Here is an 18,571-nt window from a genome sequence, read left to right as displayed (position 1 = left end):
GTTATTCGGCTTCTGAAAACTCTCTAAGCGCGCTCATTGCGGCTTCAGCTTTGTCTTTCTGAACGAAGATGTGGTCGTGATAAAAGCCAGCAATCACGTTGGCGCTAATGCCATATGAGCCTAGCTTGGTGGCAAAGGCTGCGGTTAGTCCAACCGCTTCTAGGCTCGAGTGTACCGATAAAGTGATCATGCTAAACACACCGTCGAAACTTAACTGCGCTTGAGTCGCCACTTTTTCTGTCAGCACCAAAGTTAACCCTTCTCTTTCTCGAAAGGTCGCGATTGGGTCGAGTTGAATATAGTCTGCCAACGCTCCATCGACAGTACAGAAAACATAGTTGCCTTCAATGAGTTCTGGTGACATGGACTTTAACAAAATGTCTAAATCGGTAATGGCGGTCATCGTCTTTTTCCCTGCGTAATCGCGTTTGTTTATGGTGTTGGATAGTGCAGCCAAGATAGAGGTAAGCTGTCGGCGAGTACAATTAATAATATTTATTCACTATAAGCACGACTAATCGTCCGTAATTTTAATTCTGTATTTTCCGGTTTTTGCAGCGTTTTGGTGTGTTATGTGTCAATAGTGAAGATCATTCCGCTTTCATACACCATTTTTATCTATGCATTCAACTTTTATTGAAATTAGAGCTTTTGATCAAATTATATAAATTGCGCTTGCATAAGCTTTTCAAAATAATTTGTTCCAACTCGAAGTTCCTAGTGAGATGAATATAAATTAATAAGCAACCTCATTGGTATTGTCTTAGGTTGAATTTGTAACACTGTTGCTTCACGTATTGAGCGTATAACGCTAGCTGTCTGCATTTTCGTGTTTGTCGTAGGTAACAACCAACAAACCTAAAATATCAAGGAACAAGCTATGTTAAAGAAAGTATTAAGTTGTTGTATTACAGCCACATTTGGTATTTATTCCGCATCAAGTCTGGCTCAAAGTTCTGTTATAAATTCTACTGAAAACTCACAACAACCTATTGCTCCACTGGTGTTGGCTTCATCAGATGATGCGATCACTGATCGCTATATTGTTGTATTGAAACAACCGCAGATGCTAATGAATGACGCGGCTGGATTACAGCAGTTCACTCAACAAACGGTAGGCCTCATGGCCAATTCGTTTTCAATCAAAACAGACGATGTTTTTGATAGTTCCATTATTGGCTTTGTGGCAAATCTAGACGCACTTCAATTAAAGCAACTCAGACGTGATTCTCGGGTGGAATACATTGAACAAGACCAAATACTCAGTATCGATCCTGTTGTTTCGAATGAAGCCGTTCAAAGCAACGCGATTTGGGGGCTAGACCGAATAGATCAGAGAAACCTTCCTTTGGACCGAAACTATAATGCTAACTTTGATGGCTCTGGCGTCACAGCATACGTGATTGATACGGGAGTTAATAACAACCATGAGGAATTCGGCGGGCGCTCGGTTTCTGGCTATGATTTCGTAGATAATGATGCTGATTCGAGTGACTGTAATGGGCATGGTACCCACGTTGCAGGAACGATTGGCGGCAGCCAGTATGGTGTGGCTAAAAACGTTAATATTGTTGGGGTAAGAGTACTTAGCTGTTCGGGTTCAGGAACCACATCCGGCGTGATTTCTGGTGTGGATTGGGTAGCACAAAATGCATCAGGGCCTTCGGTCGCCAACATGAGTTTAGGTGGAGGTCAATCCACTGCATTAGATAGCGCGGTGCAAGGCGCGATTCAATCTGGAGTGAGTTTTATGTTGGCGGCAGGTAACTCAAATGCCGATGCGTGTAATACATCACCAGCTCGTGTACCAAGTGGTGTAACGGTAGGCTCAACGACCAGCTCTGATTCGCGTTCAAGTTTCTCGAACTGGGGCAGTTGTGTTGACCTATTCGCACCTGGGTCTCAAATTAAGTCAGCTTGGTATGATGGCGGCTATAAAACGATTAGCGGAACCTCCATGGCGACGCCACATGTTGCCGGCGTTGCAGCCTTGTACTTACAAGAAAACAACGGCTTAACTCCGCTTCAGCTTACAGGGTTACTGAACTCAAGAGGCTCGGAGAATAAGGTTTCTGACACAAGAGGCACCACCAATAAACTGCTATATAGCTTGGCAGACAGTGGTTGTGAGCCGGATTGCGGTGGTCCAACACCTGGACCGGATCCAGATGGAAAGCTAGTCTCTGGCGTGCCGGTTAATGGATTAAGTGGCAGCCGAGGACAAAAGGATTACTTCTACATGGACTTACAACAGGGCCAGCAGCTAACAGTGGTCACCATTGGTGGCACAGGCGACGCGGATCTGTATCTACGTTTTGGAGACAAACCAACGCTCAATACTTGGGACTGTCGACCTTATCGTTCGGGTAATAGTGAGACTTGTACTGTGAATGTCACCCAAAGCGGCAGATATCATGTGATGTTGAACGCTTACTCGGCTTACAGTGGCTTGACGCTCCAAGCAAACTTTTAACTTTAGGTTTGAATCACAGCTTAAGGAAGCCAAGTTACTCACTAGTTTAGTCAGTTCAAAAGACTGGTAGCTAAAGCCCACCTTGTTGTGGGCTTTATTTTTGAGTCCTAATGTAATTCTTACTACTGTGTCGCCGTGTTATTTATGAGGACGTTGAGTTGCGACATTACCAGATCTTAGACTGTTCCATATCGTCAGATAGGTGATCAATAAAGGCTCTTAACAGCGGAGTGACTTGCTTTCGCGTTCCGTAAACCGCGTGCACTCCAAGTGTTTTAGGTTGCCACTCAGGAAGTAATGACACTAATAGCCCATCTCGTATCAAGCCTTCCACGGAAGGAAAGGGTAATATGCTGATCCCATTGCCTTTAAGTGTGGCAGACAACAATACCTCAGAGGTGTTGGCACTGATATTTCCTTTAATCGGCACAGATTCCAATCCATTAGGACCATTAAACGTCCACGCGGTTTTACCAAAGTAACTGAATGACAGACAGTTGTGGTGCGCTAAATCTTGAGCGTTTGATGGCGTACCTTTCTCTTTTAGATATTGAGGAGATGCGCAAATCACCGAGCGACATTCACCTAGCTGCTTCGCGACAATATTCGGTGTTAGTTCGTTGGTAATGCGAATTGCCAAATCGATGCGTGATTCAACAAGATTGACTGTTTGATCAGTAGAAACGATATCAATTGAGACCTCTGGCCATTTAGCGATGAAGCGACTGATCACGCCCATCAGGAAACTATCAACAATGGAATAGCTCGCGGTGATACGCAGTTGGCCTTTTAAGTGTTCGCGGCTTTGGTTTCGAATACCCGCTAACGACGCTTCAAGGGCAAGCAGTTCTCTTGCGACTTCTAGTGTTTCTTTCCCAGCACTGGTTAAGCTCAAGCTTCGAGTGGTTCTATGAAGCAAGCGTGTGTCCATCCAGCTTTCGAGTTCCCCCAAATAGCGAGTGACTTTGGTTCGAGAGAGCTCAAGGTGCTCTGCTGCTGCACTCAAACTGCCACGTTCAACGATGGTGACAAAGACGTTCATTGCCTCGAGTTTATCCATTGTTCTAATTACCCAATGATTTTTGAATCTAATAGCTACCGGAAAATTAGTATATGTCCGAAAATCGCAACAGTGAAAGTTAATTTGATGTCTATTTCATCTAAATCCAATCAAATAAGATGTTTGCACACTCAATGAGTTGGCAGGCGTTCAGCTCGAAATAACGGAATCAAGCTATGAAAAAGTTATCTAAAATCCTTCTATCGAGAACCGCGCTTTTAGGAACGATGAGCCTAGGAGCAATGTTGGCAGCATCGAGTGTTGTCTCTGCTGTTGAACTAAACATCACTCATTACAATCCGGGTGAAAACGCGATATTCCCCGCAAGCTCTGTGTTGGTCGCGGGTGAGAAGGAAGTGATTTTGTTTGATGCGCAATTTAGCGTCGCAGATGGGCAAAAGTTGGTGGATCAAATCAAAGCGACTGGCAAAGAGTTGTCGATGGTTTACATCAGCAGCGGCGACCCAGATTTTTATTTTGGCTTAGAACCTATAGTAAAGGCATTTCCAAACGTCGAGATCGTTGCCAGTGAAGCGGTTGTTGCACATATCAAACGCACTAAAGATGCAAAGCTCGAATACTGGGGCCCAATCTTAGAAGACAACGCACCGTCTAAAGTCATTGTTCCAACCGTGCTTAACGACACCACGCTGAGCATAGAAGGTGAAACTATCGAAGTGAGAGAAATCAATACACACCAAGCTTATCTGTGGGTTCCATCTGAAAAAACGGTGTTTGGTGGCGTGTCGGTGTATAGCGGTGTGCATGTATGGATGGCAGATACTGCATCAAAAGAGATTCGTAGCCAGTGGTCACAATCATTAGAGCGTATGAAAGAACTTGAGCCTGAAGTGGTCATTCCGGGTCACTACTTAGGTGAAATGCCAACGGGTACAAATGGCGTGCAATTTACATTAGATTACGTTGCTGACATCGAAGATGCGCTGGCAAGTACAAGTAAGCCAACGTCTGTTGGTATCAGTGATTACATGAAGAAAGCATACCCACAACTTCAGGCGACGGAAGGCGACCTAGAACTGGGTGCCAAAGTGTTAAGTGGTGAGATGGAGTGGCACTAAGTTCATTATCTCGGTTGTATCTCAGAAAAGCTTGAAGATTGTGTGCTAGATTTAAGTTGATACACAACTGGAGATATCGATGATCTGGCTTTCAGTGAAAGTACTACAGATTGGACTTGTCTATGGATACAGGAAGTATCAAAAAACGAAAAGAGCTCCAGCTTAGGGGCTCTTTTTTTGTTTCGGAGAGGCGATTTTTTATTTCAAGTGGGAAAGAAAATCTGCATTTTCCCGGTTTACTGTTAGTAGTCAGATTAGCCTAGTAGCCAGATCTGTCCTGCAACTCAAAATCCCCAATAAGCGAAAGTATGTTGAAAATAGAACCCATTACCCCTCATATCGGTGCGCGAATCCATGGAGTCGATCTCGCCACATGCAGTGCTGATGAACTCGATAAGGTGTATCAGGCACTGATTACCCATCAAGTCATCTTCCTAGGTGATCAAGTACTCTCACCAGAACAACACTTGATGATTGCAGAGCGATTTGGACAACTCGAACCTGCGCATCCTTTCTTTCCTCGCGTGGAAAGTGCACCTCAGGTCAGTGTGATTGAAACAACGCGGGGCAATGCTCCGATGGAAAGTTATTGGCATACCGATTTAACGTGGCGTAGCCTGCCATCTAAAGCTTCTTTGTTGCATGCCCAACATATTCCAAGCGTAGGCGGGGATACGATTTGGTGTTCGATGACCGCAGTGTTTGATTCATTAGATGAAGGTATGAAAGCAAAGCTGAGATGCTTATCGGCGACTCATTCGCTGGTGGCTTTTGAGGGTATAGAGTCGGATCAGATTGAGCTTGATTGGCATAAGTCGTTAATTAAAACCGCACAGGAAAATCCACCAGTAATCCATCCTGTTGTTCAGAGCCATCCGGAAACAGGTAAAGAAACACTTTATATCAATGAGCAGTTTACCCGTTATATCAACGAAATAGACCGCCAAGAGAGCGATGAGTTGCTCAGCCAGTTGTTCGCAATTGCACGACGCCCTGAGTTTCAAGTTCGTTTCAAATGGGACAAGGGATCAATAGCGATATGGGATAATCGAGTAACTCAGCACTATGCTGTGATCGACTACAGCGATACCCCAAGAAAGATGCATCGCGTTACAGTGACATAATGGTAAGTAAGAGGGGTAATTGGTGTAAGCGCTAACGGACAAATCTTAGGAACTCAGGTTTAGTGTCTGAATTAGAGTATAAAACTGAGACTTCATTCATCTAAGTCAATAATTAAAACAAAAGCGTTGATACATATTTGATTGAAACCTCACTGCTCGGAGGTGATGTGTAATATAATCGAGGCCAAAATATAAGAATAAAAATCAAACCATAGAATTAGTAAACGTTAGGGCTTAGAGAATAAAGAATTTCGTATGAACGCTATTCGTAAAGTTTATCAGTACGCAGAACCAAACCTTACTCTCGTGGGTTGGATGGGCTTTGTCGGCTTCCCAATTTACTACATAGTGTGGGAGTTCTTGTTTCCTCAACCTTATGAAAACTTAATGCTGCGTCTGTTTTGCTCAGTGTTATTTTTCGGCATTATCTATCGCAATCGTGTCCCATTTGAATGGCGAAAATACCTTCCGGCTTATTATCAAGTTGCTGTAACTATCTGTTTGCCAGGTTTCTTCTTCTACATGCTACTCATGAATAATTGGTCCAACGTTTGGGTTATGTCATTTATGTCGGCCATTTTTCTCCATATTTTATTAGTGCACGTGACGAGAGTGATGTTTGCACAAACCTTTGCCGGTATTGGGATAGCGACCTTGTGCGCTTGGATTGCACAAGGTTTCTACCTAGAACTCACAATGGATTGGACGCATGTGCCAATCTTTTTGTTTATCTACTTATTTGGCAACTTGTTCTACTTCCGCAATCAGATGGAACACGAGAATAAGGTGTCGTTGGCGAAATCTTTTGGAGCCGGTATCGCGCACGAGATGCGAAACCCCCTGAGCGGTTTGTTGACCTCTATTGATGTTATGCAGTCCATATTGCCGAACCCTAAAAGTGGTGATCACAAAGGGCAATATGCTTTAAGCAACGAAGAAGTCATACAGTTACGTGAAGTGGGCGATGAAGCGATGGAGATCATTCACTCAGGTAACGAGACGATTGACCTGTTACTGACTTCAATTGATGAAAACCGAGTATCTCGATCTACCTTCAAGAAGCATTCAGCTCAAGCGGTGATTGAGGGTGCGATAGACAGCTTTAACTACAAGCGTTCAGCCGATAAATCAGCAATCTCTTTAGACGTACAGAGTAACTTTGATTTCTTGGGTAGCGACACTTTGTTGAAGTACGTGATGTATAACTTGTTCAAGAACGCATTCCACCATCGCAGCCCTGAAGATTTTCATATTCATGTCACTATGTGTAGTGATGAAGTGGCCAATCAAATAATGGTTACCGATAACGGATCAGGCATCTCAAATGATGTGATTCGACGCATTTTTCAGGACTTTTATACTACTGGCCAATCGGGTAATTACGGCTTAGGTTTGCCATTTTGTCAGAAGGTAATGCGCTCGTTTGGTGGTGAAATTAAATGTCAGTCTGAAGTGGATCAATGGACACAGTTCACGATGACTTTTCCATCGTTGTCTTCCCATTCGGTGAAAGAAATCAAGAACGAACTGACTAAACTTAAGACTGTGCTAATGGTGAGTGACCAGAAAGTTCTCACCAATAAAATGACTGAGGTAGCCCGTGTTATGGGTTTTGAGCTCACGGTGTTGGATGTAGCATCAGCGCTTAAAAATAAGGAATACCAGTTCGAATTCGACTTGATATTCGTTGACATGGAGAGCTTGGATTTAAGAGCAAGTTGCCTCGATAGGATTGAATCTTTACTTTCATTCACTGAAGCTCGAATCATCTATTTGTATGAACATCACCCAATTAAACGTGTCCGAAACCTTGCTTTTGAACCTATTTGGGTGGAAACACAAGTTTGGCTACTGAATACTAAGGCGACCATTGAACGCTTACTTTTCGACTCCAACTATGTGATGCCATCAGTTTCTGTAAAACCGTTAGAAGCTACCAATAAGCGCACGATCATGGTGGTCGATGATAACGAATCTCTGCGCCGATTTACCGCGATGTTATTGGAAAAACAGGGTTTTGATGTCGTGCAGAAAGAAGATGGGCAACAAGCCTTAGACGCGTTGGACAGCGATGATATCGATTTAATTCTGATGGATATCGAGATGCCAATCATGGACGGTGTTGAAGCTTCTCGTCGAATTCGAAGTGCTAACAAAGCATACTCTTCAGTGCCAATTATTGCTCACACGGGTGACAGTTCTCCTGTGACATTGGAAAAAATGGAATCATCAGGCATGTCAGATTTTATTGTGAAACCGGCAGACAAAAACCGACTGTTCGACAAAATTGCTCACTGGATTTGATTTGTTGTACCGTCCGGTTATCCAGCTGAACTAGATGAATAGATGAATAGATGAATAGATGAATAGATGAACACAAGAAAAGAGCTCAGCAATTCGCTGGGCTCTTTTTGTATCGCGTGTACCGTCCTAAATATGGTTGACACATTTCCAACATGAAATTGGAGAGTGTCATGAAAACAACAAGTAGAAGTACTCAACGAGATTATTCTCTTGCCTTTAAATTGGCAGTCGTAAGCCAAGTTGAAAAAGGCGAAATGACTTATAAGCAAGCTCAAGAACGTTATGGGATCCAAGGTCGCTCTACCGTTTTAGTTTGGCTTCGCAAACATGGTCAACTAGATTGGTCTAAAGGAATAGAACAATCGAGAGCGTTAGGAGCGACTATGTCAAACTCTTCCTCAACTCAAACCCCAGAGCAACGAATCAAAGAACTCGAGCAGCAATTAGAAGAGACTCAGCTCAAAGCTGAGTTCTTTGAAGCGGTTGTAAAAGTCATGGATCGAGATTTCGGTGTCCGAATCTCAAAGAAGCGCAAGGCCGAGTTATTAAGGAAAAAACGGTCAGAAAGTTGACCGTCACTAAAGCTTGTCACTTCATAGGTATTACACGACAAGCTTTCTACAAGCGCTGTGTTGCAGAAATTCATCAGACAAAGAAAGATGAATCAGTACTCGGTTTTGTGAAGGAACAAAGGATGATGCACCCTCGTATAGGGACTCGTAAGATCAAGTATTTACTTGCTCAGAACGATATTGAAATCGGGCGAGACCGCTTATTCTCTCTGCTGAGAATGAATCGATTATTAGTGCAGAATCGAAGGGCTTATCATCGAACCACAAACAGTAATCATCGCTTTTACTGCCATCCGAATCGTGTCAAAGAAGGCTTAATACCGGAAAGACCAGAGCAATTATGGGTTGCTGATATTACTTATCTAGCAACGCGGCGTGGTAGTACTTATCTCAGTTTAGTGACGGACGCTTACTCAAGAAAAATCGTGGGCTATCACATAGGTGATGATATGAAAGCTCGAACGGTCAAGCAGGCCTTTTTAAACGCGTTGAAAGAACGGAAGAATACAGGTGAGCTTGTACATCACTCAGATCGAGGTGTTCAGTACTGCTCTGTTGAATACCAAGAGTTGCATCGACAGTATGATGTATCTTGCTCAATGACTGATGGCTATGACTGTTATCAGAATGCGTTGGCAGAGAGGATCAACGGAATACTGAAGATGGAGTATCTGTTGAATAAGCCTAAAGATTTAGATGAAGCAAAGAAAATGGTCGCCGAATCAGTAAAAATCTATAATGAATATAGGCCTCACACAGCTCTAAAATACAAAACGCCCGATGAAGTACATCGAGCGTTTTAGTCAATCAAGTGTCAACCCATATCAGGACGGGTCAGCGACATGATAGCGTCCATTCAGTCCTGCCGTTTATATTGTTTATCGGAAGGGGTCTTATCTTTCAAAGAATCCTGTTGTGTGAATTACCCTTACAATCACACGAACTCTAATTCCGGATGATTGTACGCTTCATGACAAACGGTGAGCACATGGTCAATATCTCTTGGTGTCATGTCGGCATTGACCGAAAATCGGATGATGTTTTTGTTCTTGCCCGTCGCGGGGCGGCAGAAAACCGCACCGAATACATCTCGTTCTTCGAGGAAATCACGAACCCGTTCGGTGTTTTTTTCACTACCACACTCTAGTGCCACAATTTGAGACTCGCTGCGGATATTAAAGCCAATCCGCTTGAGGCCGGTAGTAAGCGACTTAGCGCTTTTGAATAAGGCTTCTCGTTTGTCTTCTGCGCCTTTTATTACCTCTAATGTTTTCTCTAAACGAACCACCTCTTGTGGTAACACGGTCGAGCTGAAAATAGCTGGATACGCGACAAAAGGTAAGGTTTCTGAAAGCTGCTTCGGCCCAAGGATAGCACCTGCACGATAGGCAAAGGTTTTAGCCAAGCTGACGGTAATGAAGTCGACTTGGTTAGTGAGACCCAATGCGTGAACTAAGCCAGCACCATTTTCCCCATGCGTACCCAGTGAATGCGATTCATCAACGACAACGGCACAATCAAACTCTTGCGCCATTTCGTAGATGTCGCGTAGTGGGGCGATTGTCCCAATGGTGCTGTAAATTGAATCGACCACAATAACGCCTGAGCCGTGGCGCTCTAGCTGTTTGCGCAGGTGATTCATATTGTTATGCATAAACGGGTGGGCGAGGGCGCCTGCAGCGCGAATGCCTTCCCATAACGACATGTGTGCAAAGAAGTCAATGTACACAGGTGTGCCCGGTGGGCAGATGGTTTGCAATAGCCCAATATTAGCAGCCCAGCCAGACTGAGAAAGCAAACAGCTCTCCATTCCGACATAGTTCGCGAGCTCAGTTTCGAACACAGGTTTAGACTGCTCATCTTGTAAGAAAATTGCAGACATCACTACGTTGTCATCTTGTTCGACAATCGCCGCTTGATGGGCCTCTTGGATCGGTTTGTTATGTGAAAGTGCTAAGTAATCATTGCTCTGCATGACAACAGCGTTGGGCTTAGGTCGTTTGCCCAATACCAAATGCTTTTGGCTTTGGTTCTGGGTAATTAGGTCTTGAATATAGAAGTTCAAGCGTTCTTCGATAAAGGAAGGTAGTGGTTTGGTTTTTGTTTTATCACTCATAATAGTTCTCTTCAAATACAGGAAAACGCCAGCGCTGACGGCTGTATATTGACGATTAAAAGTGAGGTGTCATTAGCCAAGTTGCATATTTTTGTGCGTGCTTGCAAACTCAGTATTTAAGGGTTTTGAGGCGAGTGGTTTTCCTTACGGTTCGGGGCTTTAACCTAGTTCAGATGGGAATAATAGCCTTCTTTTTTATGATAAAAGGCTATTAAAATTCGGTGTTCGAATGGCTATGAAAAGGTCGATTATGAAAAGCTACGGTGTGCTAGCTTTGTTTATTAACTAGCACGTATTGCCTATGAATTAGAACGTATTACCTATGAATGTGAATCAGTTCTATTAAGTCGTCCAATTGTTGTTTGGCTTTCCCCTCTAACGAGTAACCAATATTGATGCGTAAGCAATTGCTGTAAAGGTCGAGAGTGCTGAACAGGTGTCCAAGCCTGATATCAATGTTCTGGTCGGCAACTGCCTTAGCAAAGGTTGATTGGTTCAAGTTAGGTATTTGCAGCCAAAGTACCATGCCACCTTGTGGGTTACTTATCTTCACATCTTGAGGAAGATGCTGAGCCAAATAGCTTAGATACTGCTGGCGTAATGAAAGGATTTGAGCACACCTTCTTCGAACGTGTTTTGCGTATTGACCAGATTCGATAAAGTCAGCAACCGCAAGCTGAGTCGGCAGGGCAACGCCATAGCTTGCTGCAGAAAACTGAGCTTTGTATTCGTTGATAAACCTGCCCGGTAAGCACCATCCTAATCGGTAGCTCGGTGACAGGCTTTTCGATACTGATCCACACCATAATACATAGCCGCCTTTGTCATAGTATTTTGCTGGCAGTGGCGTGTGTGAGGAATAAGAAAGCTCCAGATACACATCATCTTCAATGATCGGCACTCGATAGTGATTCGCTAATTCAGCCAGTTTCTGCTTTTGAGTGGCTGACATATTGATCCCTTGAGGGTTCATATGAGAGGTACAAAAGATCGCGGCATCCACTCGTTTATTCTTCAAATGTGCTTCCAGTTGTTGCAAGTCGACACCATCATCTAGAGACGGGATCTCGATGATTTTTCGCGACATTTGTCCGAGCAATTCCAGAATACCGTTGAAACAAGGAGAGCTAATCGCAATGGTGTCGCCTTCTTTGGTACACGATTCAAGTGCAGCTTTAATCGCCGACATGCAGCCAGCCGTAATCACCATCTCTTCAGGTGAAAAGTGAACATCGAGCTTGGCAAAATGAGTGGATAATGCCTGTCGTAACATCGGCTCACCTTGTGTATCTGGGTAATGGTTGAGCCTGTTGCTCATACGCCTAATAGCGCGGCGGAAACTACGCTCCAGTTCTACAATCGATTGTTCATCATTGGTGGTGCTAGAGACCCCTAAAGGCCCATTGATTGAGTTGTGAGTCGAAGAAGTTTGCCTAACGCTGGACACCTTACTCTCAAACTGTGCCCACTCTGGGGTTGAGTGAGCAGGTTTATGAGGAGAAACAAAATACCCTGCTTGCGGTCGAGAATGGATCCAACCTTGTGATTCTAATTCTTGGTAGCAGCTCACCACGGTCGACATGCTGATCGCCTGTTGCTTGGCCAATTGACGAAGCGAAGGCATGCGTCCGCCTTCCGGTCTTTTGCCTGTTTCTATTTCATCGATAAATTGATTGGCTAGCTTTCTGTAAATGCTCATTGTCACGACCGTTATTAACTGTACTGGTTTTTATTATGAAAATTGTATCTGTACTGGTTTTATTGTTCAAGGGATACTCATTCAAAACAAAGGAGGGGTGAGTATGAAAAGAAATGATTTGTTGTTAGCGGTATTCGTTATGGCAATTTGGGGGTTCAATTTCTCGATGATCAAAATGGGTGTGACCAACGTTCATCCATTATTGGCCACTGCAGCACGCTTTTCGCTAGCGGTGATTCCGGTGATATTTTTTGTGGCGAGACCTAATGTCGCTTGGCGTTACTTAGTCAGTTATGGCTTTGTGTTCGGTGTGGGAATTTGGGGTATGGCTTCATGGTCGATTACAGCGGGTTTGTCTTCGGGGCTTTCATCAGTCTTGCTTTCAACCAACGTATTAATTGGCATGGCGGTTGGCGTGTGGGTGTTCAAGGAGAATGCTTCCGTTCGTAAATTAATGGGTGCGATGCTAGCCATGTGTGCGTTAGCGGTGTTGGTTTCCGCAGCAACGGGCAACGTGACACTCAATGGTGTTATCTTGATTATGATAGCGGCATGCAGCTGGACCTTGATGGGCGTGATTGTTAAGGCATCTAAAACCACTCAGGCTTTTGCATTTAATGTGTGGGGGATGCTGTTTGCTCCGGTGCCATTGGTGTTGTTTGCCGTGATGTTACACGGTGACCAAATTATCTGGCAGGGTATTGAACAATGGGATTGGAACACGACGATTGCGGTGCTGTTTCAGGCCTATCCAACCACGCTATTTGGTTATTGGGTGTGGAATAAGCTGCTAATCCAATACCCGTTAAGCACGACAGCGCCGTTAACCTTGCTAGTGCCAATATTCGCGTTGATAAGTGGTTACTTTATGTATGACGAAGTATTGTCAGTCGCTCAAGTTGTTGCATCTGTACTGTTTCTAATCGGTATCGGTTTGATTGTGAAGCCTGCTAAGGCTTCTAATACTCAAGCTACAACGAAACTCGCAGAACAAAAGTGATTGATAAGCGGGCAGCATTCAATGAAACGGATAGACTTCAAATGCTTTGAATAAAAATAAGGCCTCGCACTTGCGAGGTCTTACTCTATGTTGAAGAAGTGAAGTTACTTAAAGAATCAATTAACAGCACTCTATTTACTTGCTATCAATTGACTAGCTCTTAATTAAGAACTCTATTAACTAAACGATCAGGAAACTAGGCGATCAAGTAACTAAGCGATCAAGTCACCATACATTTGAGCAATTGGCACTCTAGGTCTTCATCTATTTGGTGCCCGATCACTTCAATTCTGGTTTCGGCACACTCATCGAGCTCTGATTCCGTCAAGCCATCTTCTGTTAAGTTGTAGCCGAAGATACCACTTGGGGTAATGAACACCGCTTTCATTCGCTCAGCTTCCAATCCCATTAAAAAGTGTCTCAAACGCTGGTGGTCAAACAGTTTCTCTGCTGAGAATCGCCAACCAACACTTTCAAAACCTTCACCTTGGTTGGTCGCTTTGATCATGCCGCTATCTGGCATGGGTAGTTCTGAGGCGAGCGGCTTTTCTTGTTTATGGGCGTGGTGTTGATGATGGTGATGTACTTGTTGACCGAAGAAACTAGTGTCTCCTTCGAACTCTTCAAAAGGGATCTTTCCATGATGAGCGAAGACCAACTTGGTATTCGGGTGACAAATCTCGGTGACGTAATCAGCCAGTGCTTCGGCGTCGCCATCTTGATATAAGTCGACCTTGTTACCAACCACCGTATCGGCAATAGAGATTTGCTGATTGAAGGTATCGTGATTTGAGTAGCGAAAATCAGAGAGCTTACGCGCATCGACTAAGGTGACGTTCTTCTGTAGTGACAGGACTTTACGGTAGTGCTCAGAAGACAAAACTTGCAGCACTTCTTTAGGGTGCCCAAGCCCTGTTGGTTCGATCAATAGTCGGTCTGGTTTTGCTTCTGATAGCAATTGGTTGAGCGCGATTTGCATCGGTAAACCTGCCGCGCAACACATACAGCCGCCAGGTACTTCACGAATAAATACGTGTTTTTTGCTGTCGTTCCCTCGGATCAAACTGCCATCAACGCCAATTTCTCCAAATTCGTTCACCAAGACAGCCCAGCGTTCATTTACTGGCTTGTTCTTCATTAAGTTGAGAATCGCAGAGGTTTTTCCTACTCCCAGGAATCCGGTAATAATGCTGGTTGGAATACCTAACATAGGTGACTTATCAGAGCTCATTGGCAATTCTCCTATAGCCTTGAACTAGGGTGTGGTTGGCTGAAACCACAGACTCTGAAAATGCAGAGTATTCGGGTGGCACTTTGGAGATGCTATTTAAATCAAACCCTGAGCCTATATTGGTCATTGGTGGCACATGGAAGCTTTCCGGTAAATCGATCCCATCTACCACACAGTTGTGGCGAATTACGCAACCTTTACCAATCACAGCATTAAATACCACCGAGTTGAAGCCAATAAAGACATCGTCACAGACTTCACAAGGACCATGAATGATGGAGCGGTGAGCGATAGAAGAGCGTTCTCCGATGGTAACCGCTGCTCCTGCTTTAGAGTGAATAACCACGCCATCTTGAATATTGGTGTCGCGCTTAATCACAATCGCTTCCATGTCACCTTGTTCGTTAACCTCGTCGGCACGAATGACGACGTAGGGGCCGATAAACACGTTATCTTCAATGATGACTTTGCCACAGATGATGGCGGTCGGATCAATGAAGGCGGTTTCGGACACGTTTGGCATATGGCCGCTAGGGTTTCTTCTTAACATATTGAGCTCTTTTATTTTTTCGTAATGCCACTGGGCATACCACCATTGATGGCTCTGGGCATTTATGTATCGACGCATTCATCGCATACGCAGCTGATCTCTAACTGCGGGCTTATTACGGTGAAGCCTTCTTGCTTTGCGTGAGATTGAAGATCGCGAATAATGGAAGGGGCGATGGTTTGCTCGCTGATTTTGTCGCACTTAGAGCAAATCAAAAATTGCGGGATACCGTGTTCATGATCGCAAAGGATATGGTCGCAAAGTATGTACTTATTGGAGACTTTTAGTTTGTGCGCTAAGTGCTGCTCTTCGAGAAATTCTAATACCCGGTAAACCGACATCGCTTGAACGTGTTGATCAAAGTGTTCCTTACAATATTCAACGAGTTCATACGCAGACAGCGCTCTGTCGGCATGAACCAGTGCACGCAGTATCAACAGTCTCTTAGCGGTAAACTGTTTTCCGTTTGTTTTACAGCCATGTTTTACGTGCTCGATGATCGCTTCGATGTCTCTCATTCAATCCACAAAATCAGTGATAATATAGATATGTTATAACATAACAATTAATTATGGAAAACAAACTAGTTACGGAAAAAAAACTTTTTGCTTTGTCGTTGTTTAGGGGTACTACTCAGGGTGTTCGATATATTCTGGGTTAGGTACGCGGTGGGGAGGTTCACCAAGCAGTAATAGGGAAGAGATTACTGCGGGATAATAAGCGTGTTGAGCTGTTCCTAAACCAAGTTTACTGGCTTTTTGAGTGTTGGGTGGAAAATACCCTTGGCACCCATATCGACAATGGCATAGTCGTTTAACCCTTCGGTCATTCGACTGCGTGATTGGCTGAGTTTTACGGTCTTTAACATTAATTTTTCAAGTTTAAGGTTGTAGTCTTTAAATTCTTCTTCGGTCAGCCTAAATTTGGTCGTAATAAAGTACGCTTGTTTGTTGTCAGCACTAATATATTGCACCGCTTGTTTCAGTGCATCGATGACTTGATTCTTGAACGTCGCGCTAAATCGAGCGTGTTCAGAGAAAGCCGTATTTGAAGGCACAATGACATGGAACTTTAAGTCGAATAACATCGCAATCAGTTTTAGCTGTTCAAGCTTTCTTAGGTAGATATGCAGTGAAGGTTTGTTTAAGTCAAAACGAGCCATTAACTGTTGAGCATTTGTCCCTTCATTAACGATCTCTTGAAAAATAGTAAACAACGCAGGCTCTTCACAAAAGGCCGCATCTTGTTCATCAGTAAATAGTGAGGTTGAGGCCAATGATTCTTCTGCCTCAGAGAGAATTGCGGATAGAGGGCGTTGAATTAATTCGCATATCTTTTGTAACTTTAGAATGGAAAGCGATTGGTGGCCATTAAGAAGCCGTTTGATACTCACTTCAGACATTTCAGTGAACTCTGAAATCTCTTTATAAGAGATGCCTGTCTTCTTTAAATGCCGTTTTATAGCGCTACAAATTTCTCGGTTGAGCGTATCCATCACTTTATCCTGTTACTTATTTATACCCTCAAGGTATCACATAGTGTCACTTTTGTTATTTGTTTTGAATGGGAAGAGACTATTAGCGATACTAATTTAGATGGTTAATACTACTTTGAGAGATTACGATGGATTTGGGATTAGATAATATCAATGTTGTTGTTACAGGGGGCTCGAGCGGAATTGGGGCGAAAATAGTGGAAGGGTTTGCCAACGAAGGAGCGAACATTTGGTTTTGTGGTCGTTCTCAACATCGAATCGACAGGTTGTATGAGCTGCTCGGAAACACGGCGGAGCGAGTTGTTGGCAAGGTCGTTGACGCCCATGATCCGGCTCAAATGAAAGCTTGGATTGCGTCTATTCCTCGCATAGATGTTTTTGTTCCTAACGTGAGTGCACTTTCTGATGAGTGGGAAGATGTACTGCAAAAGGACATTAGTGCAACGCAGCATGCCATTACGTTGGTTTTACCCAAATTGCTTGAATCGGATTACGCAGCAATAACCTATATTGGATCGAAAGCGAGCGGATATACCGCTTGTCACGCTAATGCTTATGGGGCAGGGAAGGCCGCACTAGCCCATTACATGAAATCTCTGGCTTTGACCTACGTCCGTAAGGTACGGGTTAATACCGTTTCACCTGGAGATACTTATATTGCTGACGGCCTTTGGGGTAAATGTAAGCGTGAAAAGCCTGAGACCTTCCAGAAAGTCCTCGAAAGAAACCCAATGGGTCGATTAGCAAACCCTGATGAAGTTGCCAACGTGGTGACCTTTATTTCTAGTCCTGCTGCGAGTTTTGTTTCTGGGGCAAACTGGTACGTAGATGGAGCATCGACCAGCCATGTTCAATACTAGCTGTATCGGCTAGGTTGTTTATGCAGAGGTGAGCTTTATTATGTTAACTTCTAAACAAGTAACTCCGTGGGAAGCGTAACTCAGTAAGGTTTTATCCAGGCTAATTCGAATTAAATGCTGAAATGATACAAATCTCATATTTGATAACGCTTATTTAATAACCTCTGTTGAGTTCGATATCAAATCAAGTGGCTGATTTTATTGGGTATCGGAGAAAAGTCTCAAAAATTATCATTTAGGTCTCTAAAGTATTAAATTCTCTTTTTATTCAATTAATAGGAGTGTTGTTCTATTTGAAGGTGGTTAGGTAGATGTTTTTTAGCCATATATGTGACTTTACAAGCGACTTATCTTTCTGATTTGAAAGAATAATTAAATAGTTGAGATAAAAAAGTTGGCGAAAATCAGAAGCTTGGCATACACTTTCCTTGTAAACGACCTTATCTCATTGATTGAATAGGGTAAATGCTTTGGCGCTACTGGCGATGGTAGCAATGTATAACATAGCTTTGAGGAAAGTTTTATGGCACTCACTAAAGCCGATTTGGCTGAGAACCTGTTTGAAACACTCGGATACAGCAAGCGGGATGCCAAGGAAACGGTTGAAGTGTTTTTCGAAGAAGTTCGTAAGGCACTTGAAAATGGCGAACAGGTAAAACTGTCTGGTTTTGGTAACTTTGATCTTCGTGAGAAAAACGAGCGACCTGGTCGTAACCCGAAAACTGGTGAAGACATTCCAATTTCTGCTCGACGTGTTGTTACTTTTAGACCGGGACAAAAACTAAAGGCCCGAGTCGAGAATATTAAAATCGAGAAGTAGCCAAGCAATAGACCACGCCTAGCGTGGTCTTTTTGTATCTGCATAGAGTCTAAGCTAAACGCATTTCTTTAACTTTGAGTAATCTTTCTCAAACTCTCAAACTCTCAAACTCTCAAACTCCATCTTCTTTTTGTTCCCCGTAACGATCTTACTTTAGATGCGAAAACAGAGAGTAGGGCTCTGCCTTT

The 18,571-nt window shown here is 43.6% G+C and carries 16 protein-coding genes; 8 read left to right on the top strand and 8 right to left on the bottom strand.

Translation table 11 applies throughout. The annotated features are described in order from the left end of the window. Position 1: 1 nt before the first annotated feature. Complete coding sequence (locus H5300_RS03235; protein WP_017065494.1) at positions 2–403, bottom strand: ACT domain-containing protein; 402 nt, start codon at positions 401–403, stop codon at positions 2–4. Between the two features lie 477 nt (positions 404–880). Here H5300_RS03235 and H5300_RS03230 point away from each other — a divergent pair, with 477 nt between their 5' ends. After that, positions 881–2,473 (top strand): S8 family peptidase, encoded by a 1,593-nt coding sequence (locus H5300_RS03230; RefSeq protein WP_182795399.1) that lies wholly within the window; start codon positions 881–883, stop codon positions 2,471–2,473. A gap of 166 nt (positions 2,474–2,639) precedes the next feature. Here H5300_RS03230 and H5300_RS03225 read toward each other — a convergent pair whose 3' ends face one another. After that, the gene (locus H5300_RS03225; RefSeq protein ID WP_182795398.1) at positions 2,640–3,533 is read right to left on the bottom strand and encodes a LysR family transcriptional regulator; all 894 of its coding nucleotides are present in this window, start codon (positions 3,531–3,533) and stop codon (positions 2,640–2,642) included. 176 nt (positions 3,534–3,709) lie between these two features. Between H5300_RS03225 and H5300_RS03220 the strand changes: the two genes are divergently transcribed. From H5300_RS03220 to H5300_RS03205, 4 genes are all read left to right on the top strand, one after another. Next, the gene (locus H5300_RS03220) at positions 3,710–4,612 is read left to right on the top strand and encodes a Vmh family MBL fold metallo-hydrolase (RefSeq protein ID WP_182795397.1); all 903 of its coding nucleotides are present in this window, start codon (positions 3,710–3,712) and stop codon (positions 4,610–4,612) included. A gap of 308 nt (positions 4,613–4,920) precedes the next feature. Further along, positions 4,921–5,736, top strand: a complete 816-nt coding sequence (locus H5300_RS03215; RefSeq protein WP_102498064.1) for a TauD/TfdA family dioxygenase — start codon at positions 4,921–4,923, stop codon at positions 5,734–5,736. A gap of 255 nt (positions 5,737–5,991) precedes the next feature. Continuing rightward, positions 5,992–8,040, top strand: coding sequence for a response regulator (locus H5300_RS03210; protein ID WP_182795396.1), 2,049 nt, complete (start codon positions 5,992–5,994; stop codon positions 8,038–8,040). Between the two features lie 170 nt (positions 8,041–8,210). Next, positions 8,211–9,415, top strand: a protein-coding gene (locus tag H5300_RS03205) for an IS3 family transposase (protein WP_182795395.1) whose coding sequence is annotated in 2 segments (ribosomal slippage) — positions 8,211–8,598 and positions 8,598–9,415 — 1,206 coding nt in all. Because the reading frame shifts where the segments join, the coding sequence is not laid out codon by codon here. 131 nt (positions 9,416–9,546) lie between these two features. Here H5300_RS03205 and cqsA read toward each other — a convergent pair. After that, on the bottom strand, positions 9,547–10,728 hold the full coding sequence (gene cqsA, locus H5300_RS03200; RefSeq protein WP_182795394.1) for an alpha-hydroxyketone-type quorum-sensing autoinducer synthase: 1,182 nt from the start codon (positions 10,726–10,728) through the stop codon (positions 9,547–9,549). Between the two features lie 316 nt (positions 10,729–11,044). Then, on the bottom strand, positions 11,045–12,427 hold the full coding sequence (locus tag H5300_RS03195) for a PLP-dependent aminotransferase family protein (protein ID WP_182795393.1): 1,383 nt from the start codon (positions 12,425–12,427) through the stop codon (positions 11,045–11,047). 103 nt (positions 12,428–12,530) lie between these two features. Between H5300_RS03195 and H5300_RS03190 the strand changes: the two genes are divergently transcribed. After that, the gene (locus H5300_RS03190; RefSeq protein WP_182795392.1) at positions 12,531–13,427 is read left to right on the top strand and encodes an EamA family transporter; all 897 of its coding nucleotides are present in this window, start codon (positions 12,531–12,533) and stop codon (positions 13,425–13,427) included. 220 nt (positions 13,428–13,647) lie between these two features. Here H5300_RS03190 and H5300_RS03185 read toward each other — a convergent pair whose 3' ends face one another. The 4 genes from H5300_RS03185 to H5300_RS03170 form a co-directional block, all read right to left on the bottom strand. After that, positions 13,648–14,658 (bottom strand): GTP-binding protein, encoded by a 1,011-nt coding sequence (locus tag H5300_RS03185; RefSeq protein WP_182795391.1) that lies wholly within the window; start codon positions 14,656–14,658, stop codon positions 13,648–13,650. Further along, on the bottom strand, positions 14,648–15,208 hold the full coding sequence (locus H5300_RS03180; protein WP_182795390.1) for a carbonate dehydratase: 561 nt from the start codon (positions 15,206–15,208) through the stop codon (positions 14,648–14,650). The genes H5300_RS03185 and H5300_RS03180 overlap by 11 nt, the downstream gene beginning before the upstream one ends. 62 nt (positions 15,209–15,270) lie before the next feature. Continuing rightward, a complete protein-coding gene (locus tag H5300_RS03175; RefSeq protein ID WP_017092537.1) occupies positions 15,271–15,726 on the bottom strand; it encodes a Fur family transcriptional regulator in 456 nt (151 codons plus the stop codon). A gap of 218 nt (positions 15,727–15,944) precedes the next feature. Further along, on the bottom strand, positions 15,945–16,703 hold the full coding sequence (locus H5300_RS03170; RefSeq protein ID WP_004734851.1) for a helix-turn-helix domain-containing protein: 759 nt from the start codon (positions 16,701–16,703) through the stop codon (positions 15,945–15,947). Between the two features lie 128 nt (positions 16,704–16,831). Between H5300_RS03170 and H5300_RS03165 the strand changes: the two genes are divergently transcribed. Both H5300_RS03165 and ihfA read left to right on the top strand, forming a co-directional pair. Beyond that, positions 16,832–17,563, top strand: a complete 732-nt coding sequence (locus H5300_RS03165) for an SDR family NAD(P)-dependent oxidoreductase (RefSeq protein WP_004734852.1) — start codon at positions 16,832–16,834, stop codon at positions 17,561–17,563. 523 nt (positions 17,564–18,086) lie between these two features. After that, positions 18,087–18,383 carry an integration host factor subunit alpha gene (gene ihfA, locus H5300_RS03160; protein WP_004734853.1) on the top strand — a complete coding sequence of 99 codons (297 nt, stop codon included), beginning with the start codon at positions 18,087–18,089 and terminating at the stop codon, positions 18,381–18,383. The last annotated feature ends 188 nt before the right edge of the window (positions 18,384–18,571 follow it).

This window comes from Vibrio sp. SG41-7 (genome assembly GCF_014164465.1).
GTDB lineage: Bacteria > Pseudomonadota > Gammaproteobacteria > Enterobacterales > Vibrionaceae > Vibrio > Vibrio splendidus.
This window is presented reverse-complemented; position numbering and strand designations above follow the sequence as displayed.